This window comes from Kitasatospora sp. NPDC057595 (genome assembly GCF_042800875.1).
Lineage (GTDB): Bacteria > Actinomycetota > Actinomycetes > Streptomycetales > Streptomycetaceae > Kitasatospora.
In genome coordinates, this window is record NZ_JBHVGL010000004.1 from 399,514 (window position 1) to 417,118 (window position 17,605).

Sequence of the window (17,605 nt, forward strand, 5' to 3'; positions counted from 1 at the left end):
GAAAATGAAAACGAATGCCGTTACGGTCCTGCCTGTCGAGTCCGTCGAAAGGTCGAAAGGGAGATCCGTGGCACATCTGCTGGTGATCGAGAGCTGGGTCGGCTCCATGAGCAGGCTGTTGCCGCGGGCGTTGGGGGAGGGCGGCCACCGCTTCACCTTCCTCACCCGCGACCTGCACCACTACCTGCGGGCCACCGCCCCGGCCGACGGCCCGCATCCGCTGCTCGCCGCGGAGAACGTGCTCACCGCCGACACCAACGACCCGGAAACGCTGCTGCCGTACGCGCAGCGGCTGCACGCGCTGCTCGGCTTCGACGGCGTGCTCTCCTCCTGCGACTACTACCTTCCGCAGGTCGCCCTGGTGGCCCGCCGGCTCGGCCTGCCCGGACCGGCGCCCGACGCCGTCACCGCCGCCTGCCGCAAGGACCTCACCCGCCGCCGGCTGGCCGAGGCCGGCGTCCCCGGGCCCGCGTACGCGCTCTGCGCCGACCCCGGACGGGCCCGCGCCGCCGCCCGGGCGATCGGATACCCGCTCGTCGTCAAGCCGGTCGACCTGTGCGCCGGCATGTTCGTCCGCGCGGTCCGCGACGAGTCGGAACTCCTCGCGGCGATCCGGGCGTTGGATGCCTTCCCGGTCAACGCCCGCGGCCAGCGGCGGGAGCCGGCGGTGCTGCTGGAGGAGCTGCTCACCGGACCGGAGGTCAGCGTGGAGACGGTGTCCACGGACGGTGTCGCGCACGTCGTCGGGATCACCGACAAGAGCATCGGCGGCGCGCCCGCCTTCGTCGAGACCGGGCACATGTTCCCGGCCGCGCTCGACCCGGCCGAGGCCGCGGCGGCTGCCGGCACCGCCGTCGCCGCGCTGGGCGCGCTCGGCCTCGACCAGGTCGTCGCGCACACCGAGATCAAGCTCACCGCGGCCGGACCCCGGGTGATCGAGGTCAACCCGCGTCCGGCCGGGAACCGGATCACCGAGCTGGTCCGGCGGGTCACCGGGGTCGACCTGGCGGCTGCCGCCGTCGACGTCGCGCTCGGCCGCCGGCCCGACCTGGCCGTCCGCCCGACCGGGGTCGCCAGCGCCGCCATCGCCTTCCTGGTGCCCGACGGCGGGCAGGCCGGCCTGCTGGACGGCTTCGACGGCGAGGACACGGTGCGCCGCGACCCGGCGGTGGTCGAACTCGCGCTCGCCGGGTCCGGCCGCGAGGTGCGGCCCGCGACCAGCAACAACGAGTACCTCGGGCACGTCATGACCGCCGACACCGGCGGGTCCGGGGCGCGCCGAACGGCCGAGCGGCTGCTCACCGGGCTCGCCCCGCGTCTCGCGCCCGCGCCCGCGCCCGAGGCCGAGCCCGACCCTGAGCCCGTACCCGAGTCCGGGCCCGCGCCCGCGCCCGCCGACCGTCGGGACGAAGCCGCGGCGGTGTCCGCATGAGCACCCTCACCGCCACCGCCCCGCCCAGCTGGGCCGCCGACCCCGCCCCGGCCGGCGCCTTCCCCACGAGCCCCGGGATCACCACCCTCCCCGTGCTCGACCTGATCACCGGGCGGGCCCGTACGGGGGCGTACGGGCCCGACCCGGCCGCGCTGCGGATCGCGCTCGCCTTCAGCACGGTGCAGGCCGTGCGGCACAGCGGCCGGGCCCGCGGGTACCGCAACGAGGTGCTCAGCCTCCGGCTCGGCGCCGCCGTCGGCTCCTGCGCCGTCGAGCCCGGCGAACTGCCCGCCGACACGGTCACCGACTGCGTCGGCGCCGCCGTCGCCGACCTGCTCGACCACCCGTGCGGCGCCGTCCGGGTCGCCGCGCTCGACGCCTACCTCGGCCACTGCCTCCCGCACGCGCCGGCCTACGGCGCCCGGCGGTACGGCCTGCCCTCGGGCTCCTCGCTCACCAAGTCGCGGGTCCGCGCCTCCGCCGTGGTGGGGCTGCTGCCGCTCGCCGCCGTCCGCCGGGTCCTGGTCGTCGGCGTCGTCAACTCCCTGCTGGAACAGCTCCGTTCCCACGATGTCGGCTACCTGCCGTGCGACCTCAAGGGCGGTCGCACCGAGTGGGACGAGCCGGTGCACACCGACGCCCTCGCCCACCTCGACGACTGCGACGCGATCCTCGCCTCCGGCATGACCCTCGGCAACGGCACCCTCGATCCGCTGCTCGCCCACGCCCGCGCCACCGGCAAACCCCTGGTGCTGTTCGCGCAGACCGGCAGCTCCGTCCTGCCCCGCCTGCTCGGCGACGGGGTCACCGGCGTCAGCGCCGAGCCCTACCCCTTCTTCTGGCTCGACGGCGGCCCCAGCATCCTCCACCTGTACGGGGGTGCGGCCCGGTGACCGCCCTGCTCGACCCCGGCGCGGCGCCGGCCCGTCCGGTCCTGGGCAACCCGGCCCTGCTGCCGCTGCTCGGCGGCACCCCGCTGGCCCGGATCACCACCCCGCTGCCGGGGCCGCACCCCGGCTTCTGGGCCAAGCTGGAGGGGCTGAGCGCCGGCGGCATGAAGGCCCGCTCGGCCGTCGCCATGCTCCGCGGCGCCCACGCGCGCGGTGAACTGCGCCCCGGCGCCACGGTGGTGGAGTCCACCTCGGGCACCATGGGCGTCGGCCTGGCCTTCGCCGGACAGGCCCTCGGGCACCCCGTCGTGCTGGTCGGCGACAGCGAACTCGAACCGTCCATGCGGCAGTTGCTGCGCTCCTACGGCGCCCGGTTGGAGCTGGTCGAGCGGCCGGCCCGGCACGGCGGCTGGCAGGCCGCCCGGCTCGCCCGGCTGCGGGACGTGCTCGACCGGCTGCCCGACGCCTACTGGCCCGACCAGTACAACAATCCCGACAACGCGGCCGGTTACCGATCGATGGCCCGGGAGATCACCGCCGAACTCGACCACCTGGACGTGCTGGTCTGCAGCGTCGGCACCGGCGGCCACAGTTCCGGGCTCGCCGAGGCGCTGCGCCGCCGCTGGCCCCGGCTGCGGATCATCGGGGTCGACTCGGTCGGCTCCACCATCTTCGGCCAGCCCGCCCGGCCCCGGCTGATGCGCGGCCTCGGCAGCTCCATCCACCCGCGCAACGTCGCCCACCAGGCCTTCGACGAGGTGCACTGGGTCGGCCCGGCCGAGGCGGTCGACGCCTGCCGGCGCCTCGCCCGGGGCGCCTTCGTCAGCGGCGGCTGGTCCACCGGCGCGGTCGCCCTGGTCGCCGCCTGGGCCGCCCGGGCCGATCCGGGCGCGGCCGTCGCCACCGTCTTCCCCGACGGCCCCCACCGCTACCTCGGCACCGTGTACGACGACGCGTTCTGCCGGCGGCACGGCCTGGACGCCGGGCGGGCCGTGTCGCGCCCGGTCGAGGTCCCGTACCCGGCGGCCGTCGAGGTCACCGGCTGGGCGCGCTGCCGCACCGGCCGGTCCGCGCCCGGGGAACCGGCCGCCGCCCCGGTGGCCGCTGCCTTCACCGCCGCCACCGCCACCGCCGCCGCCACCGCCGCCGGGACCGCCGTCGGGACCGCCCCTGTTCGCACCGAGAAGGACCGATGAGACTCGACGTCCGCACCGTCCGGCTCCGCCTGGCCGAGCCGCTGCGCATCTCCCGCTCGGTGACCACGCAACGGGACGCCGTCCAGCTCTCCCTGGGGCACGACGGGGCGACCGGACACGGCGAGGCGGTCAGCAGCGTCCACCTGGACCTGCCCGCCGACCGGATCCGGCGCGAACTCGACGCGCTGCGCCCCGTGTTGGAGAACGGCCCGGACCCGGAGCAGGCGCTCGCCGACCTCCGCGACGGCACGGCCCCCTACGTGACGCTGCCGGCCGGGGTGCTGGCCGCCGTCGAGGCCGCGCTGCTCGACCTGGTCGGCAAACGGGCCGGCGAGCCCGTCCACCGGCTGCTCGGCCGCGCCGATCCGGTCGTCGCCGCCACCGCCCGCACCATCGGCATCGACCCGTCCGCCCATGCCGCCGCCCAAGCCGCCCGGCTCGCCGACGCCGGGTTCACCGTGCTCAAGGTCAAGGCCGGCGCCCCGGACCCCGGCCTCGACCTGGCCCGGGTCCGGGCCGTCCGGGAGGCCGCCCCGGAGGTCCGGCTGCTGCTCGACCCCAACGGCGCCTGGACCCCTGCACAGGCCCTGCGGCTGCTGCCCGCCTTCGCCGCCGCCGGCGTCGAGGCCGTCGAGCAGCCGATCCCGCCGGGCCGCCCCGACGCGCTGGCCGCGGTCGCCGAGCGTTCACCCGTCCCGGTGATCGCCGACGAGGACGCCGTCGACTACGAGGACGCCTGCCGGCTCGCCGGGCGGGTGCAGGGCGTCAACCTCAAGCTCGCCAAGTGCGGCGGCGTCCACCAGGTGCTGCGCATCGCCGAGGCCCTGCGAGGCAGCGGCACCGAGCTGATGCTCGGCTGCCTGGCGGCCAGTTCGCTCGGCATCGCGCCCGCCGTCCACCTCGCCGACCGGGCCCGCTGGCTCGACCTCGACGGCCACCTGCTGCTCGCCCACGACCCCTGGCAGGGCATCGGCGGCGCCGACGGCACCGTCCGCACCCCCGGCCGGGCCGGCCTCGGCGTGCTGCCCGCGCCCGCCGCCGTGCCGCTCCCCGGACAGGACGCCCGCCCCCTCCCCAGCGAGGCCCGATGAACCACCGCCCCCTGGCCGACACCCCCGCCGCGGCCCCCGCCACCGCCCACCGCAACCTGCTCACCGACCGTCCGGAACTCTACGAACTCCGCTTCCCCGACCCCGGGTTCACCGCCGCCCGATGGGCCGGGGCGATGCTCCGCGAACACGGCGCCGGGCCCGAGGTCCTCGACCTCGGCTGCGGCACCGGCCGCGACGCGGGCTGGCTGCACCGGGCGGCCGGGCTCACCGTCACCGGCCTGGACAGCTCCCCGGCGATGATCGCCCACGCCCGGGCCCGCCACCCCGGACCGGCCTACCACGTCGGCGACATGCGCGACTTCACGCTGCCCGGCCGCTTCGACGCCGTGCTCTGCCTGGACAGCGCGCTGCTCTACTGCCACACCAACGCCGATCTCGACGCCCTGTTCGGCCGGCTGCGCCACCACCTGCGCCCCGGCGGCCTGTTGGTCGCCGAGATGCGCAACGGGGCCTTCTTCCTCGGCCGCACCGAACTCCTCGGCACCCCACGCTTCGACAGCGTCACCCACGACGGTGTCACGCACACCTCCCGCACCGTGCTGTGGATCGACCACGCCGCCCAACTGCTGCGCCGCACCCGCAGGTGGACCGGCGACGACGGCGCCCCGCCGATCGAGCAGCACTCCGCCTGGCGGCTGCTCTTCCCCCAGGAGCTGCGCCACCTGCTCGCCGTCCACGGTTTCACCGTGCTCGCCCTCCACGACCGGCCCGGCCCGCGCACCGAACCGCCCTGGACGGACGGCGACCGGCCCGCCGACACCGCCGACGGTGACCGCCTCCACCTGGTCGCCCGGTTGGACCTCCCCGGCCGACGGGGACGTTGACCGCCGGGTCCGTCCCCCTTGTGGGTGAATGGGTTCGGGACCCCACGTCGGCTCACTCGCGCGGGTGACGGCCTGTCGGACCCCTCGGCTAGCGTCTGCGCCATGAACACCACGACCGCAGCCGTCCCCGCCCCCGAGGCGATCACCGCGCTCCTCGACGTGCTGGGCGCCGAGGCGTCGGCGCGCGGCGTCGACGAGCGGGCGGTCCGCCGGGCGTTCGAGGCCGAGCGCCCGGGGCCGCTGCCCGACCACTGGTGGCTGGCCGTCCCGGGCGAGGCGTACGAGGAGGCGTTCACCGCGCTGGGGCTGCACGACCGGATCCCCGTCACCGTCCGCTACGGGCTGGCCGCCCAGGAGGAGGACGAGAAGTCCGTGCCCGAGCGGGTGCACCGGGTGTTCGTCACGCCCGAGTACGCGGGGTGGCGGCTGATCTACGCGGAGTCCCCGCTGCGGGAGACGGCCTGGTGGCCGCACGAGGTGGTCGAGCGCCTCAGCGCCGCCTGCGGCCGGGCCCAGGTGTTCTTCCAGGACCCGTTCGCCGACTCCGTGATCTGGGCCGCCGCCGAGCACGGCAGTCTGGTGCGCGGCTACTGGCGCTACGGCGAGCCGGAGTGGACGGGGGAGCCGCTGCCCTGGGAGCCGCTGCCCCGCGCCGCCGGACCGGACGACGAGTTCGACGAGGAGGAGGGCGACGAGTTCGACGAGGATGGCGTCGAGCCCAACGCCTCCCTGGTCGAGTCGATCGGCCGGGCTGCCGCCGGACTCTCCGTGAACCCCGCCGCGATCACCGCCGACACCCCGGTCCGCGGCCACGGCTGGCTCGCCCTGACCGTCCCGGGCGCCGGCCACGGAGGCTTCGGGGGTGCGCCCGTGCTCTGACTCCGCCTTGCGATGCCCGCACCCGGACGCCGCGTCCTGGTCCGACAAAATCCAGGAGACAGGCCCTAGGCTGAACTCGCCCGGGCGGCCGGACGGCCGTGGGAGTCGGGAGGGGCCCGGCGGCCGGGGTCTCGGAGGTGGTCGCGATGGTCAGCGGTGGGACAACGGCCGAGGTGCGCTGCGTGGCGGCCGTCCCGTGCTGGGTGAGCCTGATGGCACGCGACCTCGATGCCGCCAAGGCCTTCTACGGGCCCTTGCTGGGCTGGGAGTTCGAGCCCGGCCCGGACCGCTTCGGCCCGTACGTGCACGCCGTGGCCGGCGGGGAGGCGGTGGCCGGGCTGGGGGTGGCGAGCGGCGGCTGGGGCATGCCCGTCGCCTGGACCAGCTACTTCGGCACCGAGAGCGCCGACGCCGCCGCCGACGCGGTCCGTGAGCGCGGTGCGACGCTCGCCGTCGGCCCGCTCTCCTTCGACGCGGGCCGGGTGGCCTTCGCCGCGGACCCGGCGGGCGCGGTGTTCGGCATCTGGGAGGGCCCGCTGGGCCGGGCCCGGCGGCTGAACCTCCTCGGCGCGCCGGTCTGGATCGAGCTGCGCACCCCGGACCCGTTCGCCGCCGCGCTCTTCTACGGCGAGGTGTTCCGTTGGGACGGCCGGGACCCGGAGCGGTTCGAGGTCCGCTGGGAGCACGACCGGGTGGTGCTGCGTGCCGAGGGGCACAGCGTCGCCGCGCTCGCCAGGGAGCAGGCGAGCGGCCCGGCGGGGATGCCGCCGCACTGGGAGGTGTCCTTCTCGGTGCCGGACACCGACGCGGCGCTGGCCAGGGCGGCGGAGCTCGGCGGCAGCGCGATCGGCCCGGCGTTCGACTCGCCCTACGGGCGGGTGGCCCGGCTCCAGGACCCGGAGGGCGGCCGGTTCGCGGTGATCAGCGCCAAGCCCTGAGCCACGGACTCACGGTCCGGCCTCGGCGATCTCCGCCCGGTCGGCCCGCAGCCGTTCGGCGAGCGCGTTCCGGGCGGCGGCCGGGAGGGCCTTGCGGGTGGCGGTGAACAGCTGCTTCTCCTCGGTCGCCAGGTGGCGGCGCAGCAGCTCGGCCAGTCCGCGCAGCAGGGTGTCCAGGGCGGGGCCGCCGGGCGGCAGCGCCTGCAGGTCGGCGAGGTACTGGCCGATCGCGAGGTGGTCGTGGATGCACCGGAAGACCAGCGCGCCGCCGTCCGGCACATCGTGCTGGACGACCGGGAACAGGTACTCCTCCTCCGCCGCGCAGTGGCTGAACAGCAGGTCGGTGAGCCGCCCGATCAGCTGATCCAGCTCTGCTGCGCGGCCCGCGCCGCCGTCCTCGCCGGCCCCGTCGCCCGCGGCCGCGCCGGTTCCGCCGGTCCCGGTCCCGCCCTCCGCGCCGGGGTGCGGCCCGGCGGCCTCGATCCGGGCGAGCAGTTCCTCCACCGCGCGGTGCTCCGCGGTGAACTCGCCGAGGATGTCCGGCCTGCGGTTCATGGCGCGCCCGCCTCTCCGGTCTGCTGCGGTTCCGCCCCCGACACCTCCAGTATCCGGCGGCGCGCCCGTTGTCCGGGCGGTGCGGCGGAACGGGAGCCGTCGGCGAGGTCCACTCGCCGGGGAACGGCGCAGGTCAGGGGCGGTCCCGGCGCCCGGTGAGGGCGAGCATGCGGGTCTGCGGCCCGGCGTCGTCCGGGACCGGCAGCGGCGGGTCGAACAGCCCGCTGCCCGAGAGGTCGCCGTAGCCGGTGTACTCGGCGAGCGCGAAGTCCACCAGCGCCTCCGGCAGCCGGGTGAGCCGGCCGGTGCCCTCGGCGAGGTCCCAGGTGTGCACGACGGCGTCGGCGGTGAGCTGGTCCAGGTAGTACTGGCCGGAGACGTCGCCGAAGGACAGGTACACGGTGAGGTCGGTGGCGCCGGGGACGGCGAAGGCGTCACGGGCGGCGTCCGCGGCGGCGGTCCAGGCGGCGACGGGGTCGTCACCGAGGACGTCGCCGTCGAAACGGGCGCCGACCTCGCCGATGGTGGCGCCCATCAGCAGCTCGGGCACCCAGAGCTGCTCGCCGGTGAGGTGGTTGACCAGGTCGCGGACGGTCCAGTCGGCGCACGGGGTGGGCGCGTCCCACTGGTCGGGGGTGATCAGCCGGACCCGTTCTGTGAAGGCTGCGAGGGCCTCGGCGTGCGGGGTGCCCTTGTCCTGCGCGCGCCGGTGTTCGTTGCGATGTGCCATGCCCAGAGCCTGCCCCGCCTGGTGCCTTCGTACGCCGGTCTACACCACTGCTGACTTGATCACGCCAAAATGTCATGCCGCGCCAGTTGTTCAAATTCAAACTTACGGGTACGGTCTCATCACCCCACTGGTTCGAATTTGAACAAATCCGGACCGGAATCGACGAACCCCCCTTTTTTTCCTGGAGACGCGCATGCCGAGCAGCAGCCCGAGCACGACCGCCCCCACCAACCCCATCGCCGCGGCCGGGAGAACTCCCGGATCCGCGGTCACCTCCCCGCACGCCTACGACGCAGGCCTTCTGCTGCTGCGCCTGGCCCTCGGCCTGACCATGGCCGCGCACGGCAGCCAGAAGCTGTTCGGCTGGTTCGGCGGCGGCGGGATCGACGGCACCGGCGCCTTCTTCGACATGAAGGGCTACCCGGCGCCCAAGGCCATGGCCGTCGTGGCCGGCCTCTCCGAGGTCGGCGGCGGACTGGCGCTCGCCGTCGGCCTGCTGGCCCCGCTGGCGGCCGCCGCGATCCTGGGCACCATGCTCAACGCCCTCGCCGTGACGTGGAGCGGCAAGTTCTTCGCCATGAACGGCGGCAGTGAGTACGAACTGATCCTGATCGCCGCCGCGGCGGCGCTCGCGCTGACCGGCCCCGGCCGGTACGCCGTGGATCGCTACCTGCCGGTGGTGCGTTCGCACCGGCTGTCGTACGGCGCGGCCGCCGTCGTGATCGGCCTGGTCACCGCGGGCGCGGTGCTCCTCGTCCGCAACTGACGTGCCGTAACCGCGTGCTGCCACTGGCGCACCACAACTGACGTGCCGTGACCGACCTGCCGCAACACGCGGGTCGCGGAGGCGTCAGTCGCTGTCCGCGAGGGCCGCCGGTCGACCGACCGGCGGCCTTTGCCATTGTGTGGTCGCCCTCTGCCGTTCTGCGGCTGTTCGGTGAAGTTCCTGTGGGGAAGCGACAGTTGTCGGTTCTGGGCCTTCCTAGGCCATGTGATGCGTGCAATTGTACATGTCACACCCCCACCGATGTTCGAGGGCATCGCCCCAACGGTGCCCCTGCAACGGTCCTCACCACCCCACCCGGCCGCGCCCCCACGCGGCCGACGAAGGCCCGGAGGCCCCCACGTGAGAACCGCACGCCCTTTGTACCAACACCCGCATGTCGCGAGGCTGTTGACGCTCGTCGTCGCGATGTTCGTGGCGGTCGGACTGTTCGCCCCGCGCGCCCAGGCCGCCCCCGTCCCGGTCTCGGTGAAGCCCGGCGCCGGCTCGCCCGCCACCTCGGCCGGACCCGCCGGCCTGGCCCCGCAGCCCGCGATCGGAGGCGCGCCGGACACCCCCGGCGCGGAGAAGCCGGCGGCGGCCCGCGACCGCGCCCCCTTCTCCACCGCGGACCCGGCCCGCACCAAGACCCTGTCGAAGCCGGAACAGAAGGCCCAGCGGAAGGCCGAGCTGGCCAAGTCCTTCGGCGAGAGCGCCCCCATGGCTCTCGGCGAACAGGCCTGCAACATCCCGGACTTCAGCCGCACCGGCGCCGCCCTGGTGCAGGCGGTCACGTCGGCCGACCTCGGCTGCGTCAACGACCTGTTCCTGCTGACCGGTGGGGACGCGAGCGCGACGTTCCGCGAGTCCCAGATGGTCACGGTGGCGGACGCCCTGCGCGACAACGCCGCCAACTACCCGGGTGACAACTCCACTTCCACCGCCCAGCTGGTGCTGTTCCTGCGGGCCGGCTACTACGTGCAGTGGTACCACGCCTCCGACGTGGGCACCTACGGCACCGCCCTGCAGACCTCGATCCGCGGCGCGCTGGACTCCTTCTTCAACAGCGCGCACTCCCGTGACGTCTCCGCCGCCAACGCGGGCACGCTCGGGGAGGCGATCACCCTGATCGACAGCGCGCAGGAGAACGTCCGCTACCTGCCGGTGGTCAAGCGCCTGTTGGGCGCGTACGACGCCGCCACCCACAACCCCGTGAACATGGGCAACGCGCTCAACAGCGTGTTCACCGTGCTGTGGCGCGGCCACCAGACGAAGGGCTTCGTCGAGGCGGTGCAGGCCGATCCGAGCGTGCTCGACGCGGTCTACACCTTCGCCACCGCCAACAGCGCGCTGCTCGGCGGCGACTACACCTTCCTGGTCTACAACGCGACCCGCGAGCTGGGCCGCTTCGTGCAGTACACCGCCCTGCAGCCCAAGGTCCGCCCGCTGCTGAAGGGCCTGGCCGACCAGTCCTCGCCGAGCGGCCGCACCTCCTACGAGTGGGCCGCCGTCGCCGAGATGACCGACGCCTACGACACCGGGAACTGCTCCTCCTACGGCACCTGCGACGCCCCGGCCCGACTCAAGTCGGCCGTCCTGACGGTCGACTCCACTTGCAGCCCGAGCATCCGGATCCTCGCCCAGGCGCTGGACTCCGGCCAGCTCGCCACCACCTGCTCCAGCCTCACCGGACAGGACGCCTACTTCCACTCCGTGGCCAAGGACAACGGCCCGGTCGCGGACGACCGCAACACCACCATCGAGGTCGTGGTCTTCCACTCGCGCTTCGACTACGCCGTGTTCGCGGCCGGCATCTACAAGATCGACACCAACAACGGCGGCATGTACCTGGAGGGCAAGCCGAACGAGGCCGGCAACCAGCCGCGCTTCCTGGCCTACGAGGCCGACTGGGCCCGCCCGGACTTCCAGATCTGGAACCTCAACCACGAGTACACCCACTACCTCGACGGCCGGTTCGACATGTACGGCGACTTCGACGCCGGCATGACCACCCCGACCGTCTGGTGGGTCGAGGGCTTCGCCGAGTACGTCTCGTACGGGTACCGCAAGGCGACCAACGACGGTGCGATCGCCGCCGCCGGCCGCCACACCTACCGGCTCTCCGACCTCTTCGACACCGTGTACGGTGACCAGGACCGCGTCTACCGCTGGGGCTACCTGGCCGTCCGCTACATGCTGGAGCAGCACCGCTCCGACCTGGACGCGGTGCTCGCCAAGTACCGCGTCGGCGACTGGGACGGCGCCCGCACCATCCTCAAGACCACCATCGGCACCCGCTACGACGCGGACTTCGACAGCTGGCTGACCGCCTGCGCCGGCGGCGCCTGCGGCGGCAGCACCAACCCGCCCGGCAACCAGCCGCCGACCGCCGCCTTCACCACCGCGGTCTCCGGCCAGTCGGTGAACTTCACCGACCGCTCGACCGACCCGGACGGCACGATCGCCTCCCGCGTCTGGGACTTCGGTGACGGCACCACCGACACCGCGGCCAACCCGGCCAAGACGTACGCCAAGGCCGGCACCTTCACCGTCACGCTCACGGTGACCGACGACAAGGGCGCCACCGCGAGCACCCGCCAGGACGTCACCGTCGGATCCGGCTCCGGGGGCGAGTGCACCGGCACCGACACCCGTCAGCTGGACCGCAACTGCGGGCGGACCAGTGTGGCGGCGACCACCGGCAACTACGCGCACTTCTACCTGTTCCTGCCGGCCGGGGTGACGCAGCTCAAGCTCACCAGCGCGGGCGGCACCGGCAACGCCGACCTCTACTACAACGGCGGCGGCTGGGCGTACACCAACGCCTACACGGCCAAGTCCACCAACGCCGACAACAGCGAGACCCTGACCATCACCAACCCGCCGGCCGGCTACGTCTTCCTGAGCCTCTACGCCCAGCAGGGCTTCTCCGGCGCGACCGTCAAGGCCGAGTACTGACCGAGGAGTTGACCGACCAGCACTGAACGAGGGCCCCGGCGGCGAACCGCCGGGGCCCTCCCGCGTCGCCACGGCTACGCCGCGATCCGCACCAGCGCGAGCGTGATGTTGTCCGGCCCGCCGGCCTCGATCGCGGCCTTCCAGAGCTCGAACGCCGCCCGTCCGTCGGCCCGTTCGCCCTCCTCCGGTGGGCGGGCGAGCAGCGCCGAGAGCTCCTCGTCCGGCACCGGGTCGGTCAGCCCGTCGCTGCACACCAGGTACCGGTCGCCGACGGCCAGCGGCGCGCTGCGGACGTGCGGCTCGACGAAGGTCAGCCCGAGCGAGCCGCCGAGGGTCTGGGTGACCACCGAGGTGGTGCGCCGTCCGGGCGGCAGCGGCGGGCTGTCGTCCACGCTGACCCGGCGCAGCGCGTCCTCGCCGTCGTCCTCACCGCCGCCCCCGCCGATGCGGTAGACGCGGCTGTCGCCGACGTTGAAGACCACGGCCCGCTCCTCCAGCAGCACCAGGCCCGCCACCGTGGTGCCCATCGCGGCCAGCCCGGGATCCCCACCGGCCGCCGCGTACACGTCCTGGTTGCAGTCCTGGAGGGCTTCGCGGACGCTCTCCTCGCCGTCGAGCGCCGGTCCGCTCGCGGCCAGCCGCCGGGCGACCAGGGCGCTGGCGATCTCGCCGCCGGGGTGACCGCCGAGCCCGTCGGCGACCGCGACCACGCAGGGCGGGCCGAGCGGGAAGAGCAGGGTCTGCGGGTTGCTGGTGACGGTCGCGCAGAGCGTCCACGGCCCGACGGTGAGGCTGTCCTCGTTCTGCTCGCGCACCAGCCCCTCGTGGCTCAGCGCGCTCACCGCGATGTACGCCGCCATCGGTTCGCCGCCCTTCGGGTGCTCCGGCCGGCCGCTTCCGGCTCCTCCCATTGTCCCGCGCCGCCGCCGTGCCGGCCGGGGGAGCGGGACGGGAGCGGGGGCGGCGCGGTATTGCACCGAGCGATCCAAAACAGCTACGGTGCTGCCATGGCGAGACCGCGCACCTTCGACGAGGACCGGGCGCTGGACGCGGCGATGCGGGCGTTCTGGGCGAACGGCTACGAGGCCACCTCCACCCAGGACCTCTGTGAGGCGACCGGCCTCGGGCGGAGCAGCATCTACAACACGTTCAGCAGCAAGCGCGACCTCTTCAGGAGGTCGCTGGACCGCTACAACGAGCTGATGACCGTCCCGCAGGTCGCGTTGCTGGAGGACGTGGAACGGCCCCCGCTGGAGCGGATCCGGCTGCTGCTCGCCCGGGTCGTCGACGGGGAGTTCGCGTACCGCCCGGACGGGCGCAGCGTCGGCTGCCTGACCGTGAACACCGTCGTCGAGCCGGCCGGGCGCGACCCGGAGGCGGCCGCGGCGCTGGCCCGGGACCAGGAGGTGCGGCTCGCCGCACTGGAGGCCGCGATCGGCGCCGGGCAGCGTGCCGGTGAGATCGCCGGGCGCCGCGGGGCGGGCGAGCTGGCCCGGTTCGTGAACGCGATGATCGCCGGGATGCGGGTCGCCGCCAAGGGCGGGGCCGACCGGGCCGCCGTCGAGGCCGTCGCGGCCACCGCGATGGACGCGCTCACGCCCTGAGCCGCGAGCCGCTCGCCCCGCCGCCCGTCCGTTCCCTCGCCCGTCCTCCTGCCTTCGCCTGCCCAAATTTTGAACCGATCAATCCAAAACTACCGGGGGAGCACTTCCATGCCACCTGCCGTGTACGTCCTCGCCCTCGGCATCTTCGCGATGGTGACCAGTGAGTTCGCCGTCGCCGGGCTGATGCCGCAGCTGGCGGAGGGCCTCGACGCGACGGTCCCGCAGATCGGCTACCTGATCACCGCCTTTTCCGCCGCGATGTGCCTCGGCGGCCCCTTCCTCACCGTCTCGCTCCTGCGCATGCGCCAGAAGCGGGCGCTGACGCTGCTGTTCGCGATCTTCCTGGTCGGCAACCTGCTCGCCGCGACCGCCTCCGGCTATCCGGTGATGCTGGCCGCCCGGGTGGTCAGCGGGATCGCCGCGCAGGCCTTCTTCGGCATCTCGATCTCGCTCTGCGCCCAGCTCGCCCGCCCCGAGCTGCGCGGCCGCTCGATCGCCGTGCTGATGAACGGCCTGATGCTCGGCACCCTGCTCGGCCTGCCGCTGGCCACCGTCGTCGGGGAGCACCTCGGCTGGCGGGCGGCGTTCTGGGCGGTGGCCGTGCTCACCGTGGCGGTCGCGCTGGCCACCCTGGCCGGGGTGCCGGACGCCGACCACGCCGAGGGCGGCGGCTCGCTGCGCGCGGAGTTCGGCGTGCTGCGCAACGGGCGGCTCTGGCTGGCGTTCGTCACCAGCACCCTGATCATCGGCGCCACCTTCTCGCTGTTCAGCTACGTCAACCCGGTCCTGACCGAGATCACCGGCTTCTCGGCCGGCTCCGTTCCGCTGCTGCTCGTCGCCTACGGTGCGGCGACCGTGGTCGGCAACACCGTGGTCGGCCGGCTCGCCGACCGGTACGCGCTGCCGGTGCTCGCCGTCGGTCTGGCGCTGAACACGGCCTTCCTGGCCGGTCTCGCGCTCTTCGCCCAGCTCCGGGTGCCGGCGGTCGGCCTGCTGCTCGGCGTCGGCCTGGTCGGCGTCACCATGAACCCGGCGATGGCCTCGCGGGTCCAGCGGATCGGCAACGCCCGTCCGCTGGTGAACACCCTCCACAACTCCTTCATCACGCTGGGCGTCCTCCTCAGTTCCCTGCTCGGCGGGCTCGCCATCGACGCCCGGGGCCTGCGCGCCGCCCTCTGGCTGGGGGTGGCGCTGGCCGTCGCCGGCCTGCTGACCCTGCTCCCGGACGCGCTGCACGCCCGTCGCGCGGTTCCGGCGGTTCCGGCGGTTCCGGGCACAGTGCGGCCTCGGAACAGGGGCCGGGCGCGGAGGGGAATAACACCCGGGTGGCGGATGCTAAAGTGGTTGAAACTTTGACGATCGGATCCTGAACCAGGTTTCACCTGCGGGATTCAACCTGGAGTGTGGTGAGCAACATGCAGTTCGGAATCTTCACCGTCGGCGATGTCACCCCCGACCCGACGACCGGCCGCACCCCGACCGAGCACGAGCGGATCAAGGCCACGGTGGCCATCGCCCGCAAGGCGGAGGAGGTCGGCCTGGACGTCTTCGCGACCGGCGAGCACCACAACCCGCCGTTCGTGCCGTCCTCGCCGACCACCCTGCTCGGCTACATCGCCGCGCAGACCGAGCGCATCATCCTCTCCACCTCGACCACGCTGATCACCACCAACGACCCGGTGAAGATCGCCGAGGACTACGCGGTGCTCCAGCACCTCGCCGAGGGCCGGGTGGACCTCATGATGGGCCGCGGCAACACCGGTCCGGTCTACCCGTGGTTCGGCAAGGACATCCGCCAGGGCATCCCGCTCGCGATCGAGAACTACGCGCTGCTGCACCAGCTGTGGCGCGAGGACGTGGTGGACTGGTCGGGCCGCTTCCGCACCCCGCTGCAGTCCTTCACCGCCACCCCGCGCCCGCTCGACGGCATCCCGCCGTTCGTCTGGCACGGCTCGATCCGCAGCCCGGAGATCGCCGAGCAGGCCGCCTACTACGGTGACGGCTTCTTCGCGAACAACATCTTCTGGCCCAAGGAGCACTTCAAGAAGCTGATCAACCTCTACCGCGAGCGCTACGCCCACTACGGGCACGGCACCCCCGAGCAGGCCATCGTCGGCCTCGGCGGCCAGGTGTTCATGCGCAGGAACTCGCAGGACGCGGTGCGCGAGTTCCGCCCCTACTTCGACAACGCGCCGGTGTACGGACACGGGCCGTCGCTGGAGGAGTTCACCGCGGAGACCCCGCTCACCGTCGGCAGCCCGCAGGAGGTCATCGAGAAGACCCTGACCTTCCGCGAGACCTTCGGCGACTACCAGCGCCAGCTGTTCCTGATGGACCACGCCGGCCTGCCGCTGAAGACCGTGCTGGAGCAGCTGGACCTGCTCGGCGAGGAGGTCGTGCCGGTGCTGCGCGAGGAGTTCGCCAAGGGCCGCCCGGCCGAGGTCCCGGACGCGCCGACCCACGCCTCGCTGGTCGCGGCCGACCGCGTCCGCCGGGAGCAGGAGCAGAACACCGAGGAGAACACGGAGGCGACCAAGTGACCGCGTACCGGCTGGTGGTGATCAGCGCCGGACTGAGCAAGCCGTCCTCGACGCGCCTGCTCGCGGACCGGCTGGCCGAGTCGACGGTGCGCCGGCTCGCCCTCGACGGGCGGGAGGCGGACGTCACGGTGGTCGAACTGCGCGACCTCGCTACGGAGATCGCGAACAACTTCGTCACCGGCTTCCCCGGCCCCGCGCTGCGCGAGGCGATCGAGGCGGTCACCCGGGCCGACGGGCTGATCACCGTGACGCCGATCTTCGCGGCCTCCTACAGCGGGCTGTTCAAGTCGTTCTTCGACGTGCTCGACCCCGACGCGCTCACCGGCAAGCCGGTGCTGATCGCGGCCACCGGAGGCACGCCCCGGCACTCGCTGGCGCTGGAGCACGCCGTCCGGCCGCTCTTCAGCTACCTGCGCTCGGTGGTCGTCCCGACCTCGGTCTACGCGGCCACCGACGACTGGGGCAGCACGGGCGACCGGCTCACCGACGGGCTCCCGGGCCGGATCGAGCGGGCCGCCGGCGAACTCGCCGGGCTGCTCGCCGGCCGCGCCCCCAGCGGGCCGGCGGCGGACGGCGGGGAGCCGGAGGAGACCGTGGTGCCGTTCGCCGAGCAGCTGGCGGCCCTGCGGGTCTGACGGCGGCGGTGGATGCATGACGAGGGGCGGGCCCGGGAGACCGGGCCCGCCCCTCGTCGTCGTGCGTTGTCGTGCGTCGTCGTGCGCGTCGCCGTGGGTTCAGCTCACCCGGGCGTCGTACGAGGCGCGGGCCGCCGCGATCTCGTGCTGGTGCGTCTCGGTCCAGGCGATCAGCGAGCGGACGGTCTCGTGCAGCGTCCGCCCCAGCGGCGTCAGCGCGTAGTCCACCCGCGGCGGCACCACCGGGTGCACCGTGCGCTCGACCAGGCCGTCCCGCTCCAGCTGCCGCAGCGTGACGGTCAGCATCCGCTGGCTGACCCCGTCGATCTCGCGCCGCAGCTCGGTGAAGCGCAGCGAGCCGCGGTCCAGCAGCGCGATCACCAGCAGCGACCACTTGTCGGCGATCCGGTCGAGGATCTGCCGCACCTCGCAGTCCTCCCGGGTGTCCCACTGGAACACGTCGTAGTCGCCGCCGGTATCCGCGCAGTGCGTCGGTGACTTCAAAGTGCCTTCTTCCACAGCTCCTGATGCTGCCTCAGGATGGCCGGT

17 protein-coding genes are annotated in these 17,605 nt (G+C 73.8%); 13 read left to right on the forward strand and 4 right to left on the reverse strand.

The genetic code is table 11. The features are described from left to right. Positions 1-67: 67 nt before the first annotated feature. From ACFU9E_RS10100 to ACFU9E_RS10130, 7 genes are all read left to right on the forward strand, one after another. A complete protein-coding gene (locus ACFU9E_RS10100; protein ID WP_380684542.1) occupies positions 68-1,432 on the forward strand; it encodes an ATP-grasp domain-containing protein in 1,365 nt (454 codons plus the stop codon). Next, positions 1,429-2,325 carry a Rossmann-like domain-containing protein gene (locus ACFU9E_RS10105; RefSeq protein WP_380684543.1) on the forward strand — a complete coding sequence of 299 codons (897 nt, stop codon included), beginning with the start codon at positions 1,429-1,431 and terminating at the stop codon, positions 2,323-2,325. The genes ACFU9E_RS10100 and ACFU9E_RS10105 overlap by 4 nt, the downstream gene beginning before the upstream one ends. Beyond that, the gene (locus tag ACFU9E_RS10110) at positions 2,322-3,518 is read left to right on the forward strand and encodes a PLP-dependent cysteine synthase family protein (protein ID WP_380684544.1); all 1,197 of its coding nucleotides are present in this window, start codon (positions 2,322-2,324) and stop codon (positions 3,516-3,518) included. The genes ACFU9E_RS10105 and ACFU9E_RS10110 overlap by 4 nt, the downstream gene beginning before the upstream one ends. Further along, the gene (locus ACFU9E_RS10115) at positions 3,515-4,609 is read left to right on the forward strand and encodes a dipeptide epimerase (RefSeq protein WP_380684545.1); all 1,095 of its coding nucleotides are present in this window, start codon (positions 3,515-3,517) and stop codon (positions 4,607-4,609) included. Before ACFU9E_RS10110 ends, ACFU9E_RS10115 begins: the two co-directional genes overlap by 4 nt. After that, positions 4,606-5,454, forward strand: coding sequence for a class I SAM-dependent methyltransferase (locus ACFU9E_RS10120; protein WP_380684546.1), 849 nt, complete (start codon positions 4,606-4,608; stop codon positions 5,452-5,454). The genes ACFU9E_RS10115 and ACFU9E_RS10120 overlap by 4 nt, the downstream gene beginning before the upstream one ends. 102 nt (positions 5,455-5,556) lie before the next feature. Continuing rightward, positions 5,557-6,333: a hypothetical protein gene (locus tag ACFU9E_RS10125; protein WP_380684547.1), complete on the forward strand. Its 777-nt coding sequence runs from the start codon at positions 5,557-5,559 to the stop codon at positions 6,331-6,333. Positions 6,334-6,515: 182 nt separating this feature from the next. Then, positions 6,516-7,271: a VOC family protein gene (locus ACFU9E_RS10130; protein ID WP_380684548.1), complete on the forward strand. Its 756-nt coding sequence runs from the start codon at positions 6,516-6,518 to the stop codon at positions 7,269-7,271. 9 nt (positions 7,272-7,280) lie between these two features. Here ACFU9E_RS10130 and ACFU9E_RS10135 read toward each other — a convergent pair whose 3' ends face one another. Both ACFU9E_RS10135 and ACFU9E_RS10140 read right to left on the reverse strand, forming a co-directional pair. Beyond that, on the reverse strand, positions 7,281-7,826 hold the full coding sequence (locus ACFU9E_RS10135) for a hemerythrin domain-containing protein (protein ID WP_380684549.1): 546 nt from the start codon (positions 7,824-7,826) through the stop codon (positions 7,281-7,283). 133 nt (positions 7,827-7,959) lie between these two features. Continuing rightward, on the reverse strand, positions 7,960-8,556 hold the full coding sequence (locus ACFU9E_RS10140; RefSeq protein WP_380684550.1) for a TIGR03086 family metal-binding protein: 597 nt from the start codon (positions 8,554-8,556) through the stop codon (positions 7,960-7,962). Positions 8,557-8,749: 193 nt separating this feature from the next. Here ACFU9E_RS10140 and ACFU9E_RS10145 point away from each other — a divergent pair, with 193 nt between their 5' ends. Together ACFU9E_RS10145 and ACFU9E_RS10150 are read left to right on the forward strand one after the other, a co-directional pair. After that, a complete protein-coding gene (locus ACFU9E_RS10145) occupies positions 8,750-9,322 on the forward strand; it encodes a DoxX family membrane protein (protein ID WP_380684551.1) in 573 nt (190 codons plus the stop codon). 426 nt (positions 9,323-9,748) lie between these two features. Next, complete coding sequence (locus ACFU9E_RS10150; protein WP_380686893.1) at positions 9,749-12,277, forward strand: collagenase; 2,529 nt, start codon at positions 9,749-9,751, stop codon at positions 12,275-12,277. A 74-nt stretch (positions 12,278-12,351) separates the two neighbouring features. Here the strand turns inward: ACFU9E_RS10150 and ACFU9E_RS10155 are convergent, their stop codons facing one another. Then, on the reverse strand, positions 12,352-13,137 hold the full coding sequence (locus tag ACFU9E_RS10155; RefSeq protein WP_380686883.1) for a PP2C family protein-serine/threonine phosphatase: 786 nt from the start codon (positions 13,135-13,137) through the stop codon (positions 12,352-12,354). Positions 13,138-13,284: 147 nt separating this feature from the next. Between ACFU9E_RS10155 and ACFU9E_RS10160 the strand changes: the two genes are divergently transcribed. From ACFU9E_RS10160 to ACFU9E_RS10175, 4 genes are all read left to right on the forward strand, one after another. Further along, positions 13,285-13,881 carry a TetR/AcrR family transcriptional regulator gene (locus ACFU9E_RS10160; RefSeq protein ID WP_380686885.1) on the forward strand — a complete coding sequence of 199 codons (597 nt, stop codon included), beginning with the start codon at positions 13,285-13,287 and terminating at the stop codon, positions 13,879-13,881. A gap of 108 nt (positions 13,882-13,989) precedes the next feature. After that, positions 13,990-15,237 (forward strand): MFS transporter, encoded by a 1,248-nt coding sequence (locus ACFU9E_RS10165; protein WP_380686887.1) that lies wholly within the window; start codon positions 13,990-13,992, stop codon positions 15,235-15,237. A gap of 59 nt (positions 15,238-15,296) precedes the next feature. Further along, a complete protein-coding gene (locus tag ACFU9E_RS10170; RefSeq protein WP_380686889.1) occupies positions 15,297-16,421 on the forward strand; it encodes an LLM class flavin-dependent oxidoreductase in 1,125 nt (374 codons plus the stop codon). Next, positions 16,418-17,056: an FMN reductase gene (locus ACFU9E_RS10175; RefSeq protein WP_380686891.1), complete on the forward strand. Its 639-nt coding sequence runs from the start codon at positions 16,418-16,420 to the stop codon at positions 17,054-17,056. Before ACFU9E_RS10170 ends, ACFU9E_RS10175 begins: the two co-directional genes overlap by 4 nt. Before the next feature lie 99 nt (positions 17,057-17,155). Here the strand turns inward: ACFU9E_RS10175 and ACFU9E_RS10180 are convergent, their stop codons facing one another. After that, entirely contained in the window at positions 17,156-17,575 is a 420-nt protein-coding gene (locus tag ACFU9E_RS10180) for a winged helix-turn-helix transcriptional regulator (RefSeq protein WP_380689060.1), read from the reverse strand. Between the last annotated feature and the right edge of the window lie 30 nt (positions 17,576-17,605).

Bases quoted from the DNA above. Each gene is read 5' to 3' on its own strand.
- ACFU9E_RS10105 (WP_380684543.1), top strand. From the start codon at position 1,429: ATGAGCACCCTCACCGCCACCGCCCCGCCCAGCTGGGCCGCCGACCCC.
- ACFU9E_RS10115 (WP_380684545.1), top strand. From the start codon at position 3,515: ATGAGACTCGACGTCCGCACCGTCCGGCTCCGCCTGGCCGAGCCGCTG.
- ACFU9E_RS10120 (WP_380684546.1), top strand. From the start codon at position 4,606: ATGAACCACCGCCCCCTGGCCGACACCCCCGCCGCGGCCCCCGCCACC.
- ACFU9E_RS10125 (WP_380684547.1), top strand. From the start codon at position 5,557: ATGAACACCACGACCGCAGCCGTCCCCGCCCCCGAGGCGATCACCGCG.
- ACFU9E_RS10135 (WP_380684549.1), bottom strand. From the start codon at position 7,826: ATGAACCGCAGGCCGGACATCCTCGGCGAGTTCACCGCGGAGCACCGC.
- ACFU9E_RS10140 (WP_380684550.1), bottom strand. From the start codon at position 8,556: ATGGCACATCGCAACGAACACCGGCGCGCGCAGGACAAGGGCACCCCG.
- ACFU9E_RS10145 (WP_380684551.1), top strand. From the start codon at position 8,750: ATGCCGAGCAGCAGCCCGAGCACGACCGCCCCCACCAACCCCATCGCC.
- ACFU9E_RS10150 (WP_380686893.1), top strand. From the start codon at position 9,749: ATGTTCGTGGCGGTCGGACTGTTCGCCCCGCGCGCCCAGGCCGCCCCC.
- ACFU9E_RS10155 (WP_380686883.1), bottom strand. From the start codon at position 13,137: ATGGCGGCGTACATCGCGGTGAGCGCGCTGAGCCACGAGGGGCTGGTG.
- ACFU9E_RS10160 (WP_380686885.1), top strand. From the start codon at position 13,285: ATGGCGAGACCGCGCACCTTCGACGAGGACCGGGCGCTGGACGCGGCG.
- ACFU9E_RS10165 (WP_380686887.1), top strand. From the start codon at position 13,990: ATGCCACCTGCCGTGTACGTCCTCGCCCTCGGCATCTTCGCGATGGTG.
- ACFU9E_RS10170 (WP_380686889.1), top strand. From the start codon at position 15,297: ATGCAGTTCGGAATCTTCACCGTCGGCGATGTCACCCCCGACCCGACG.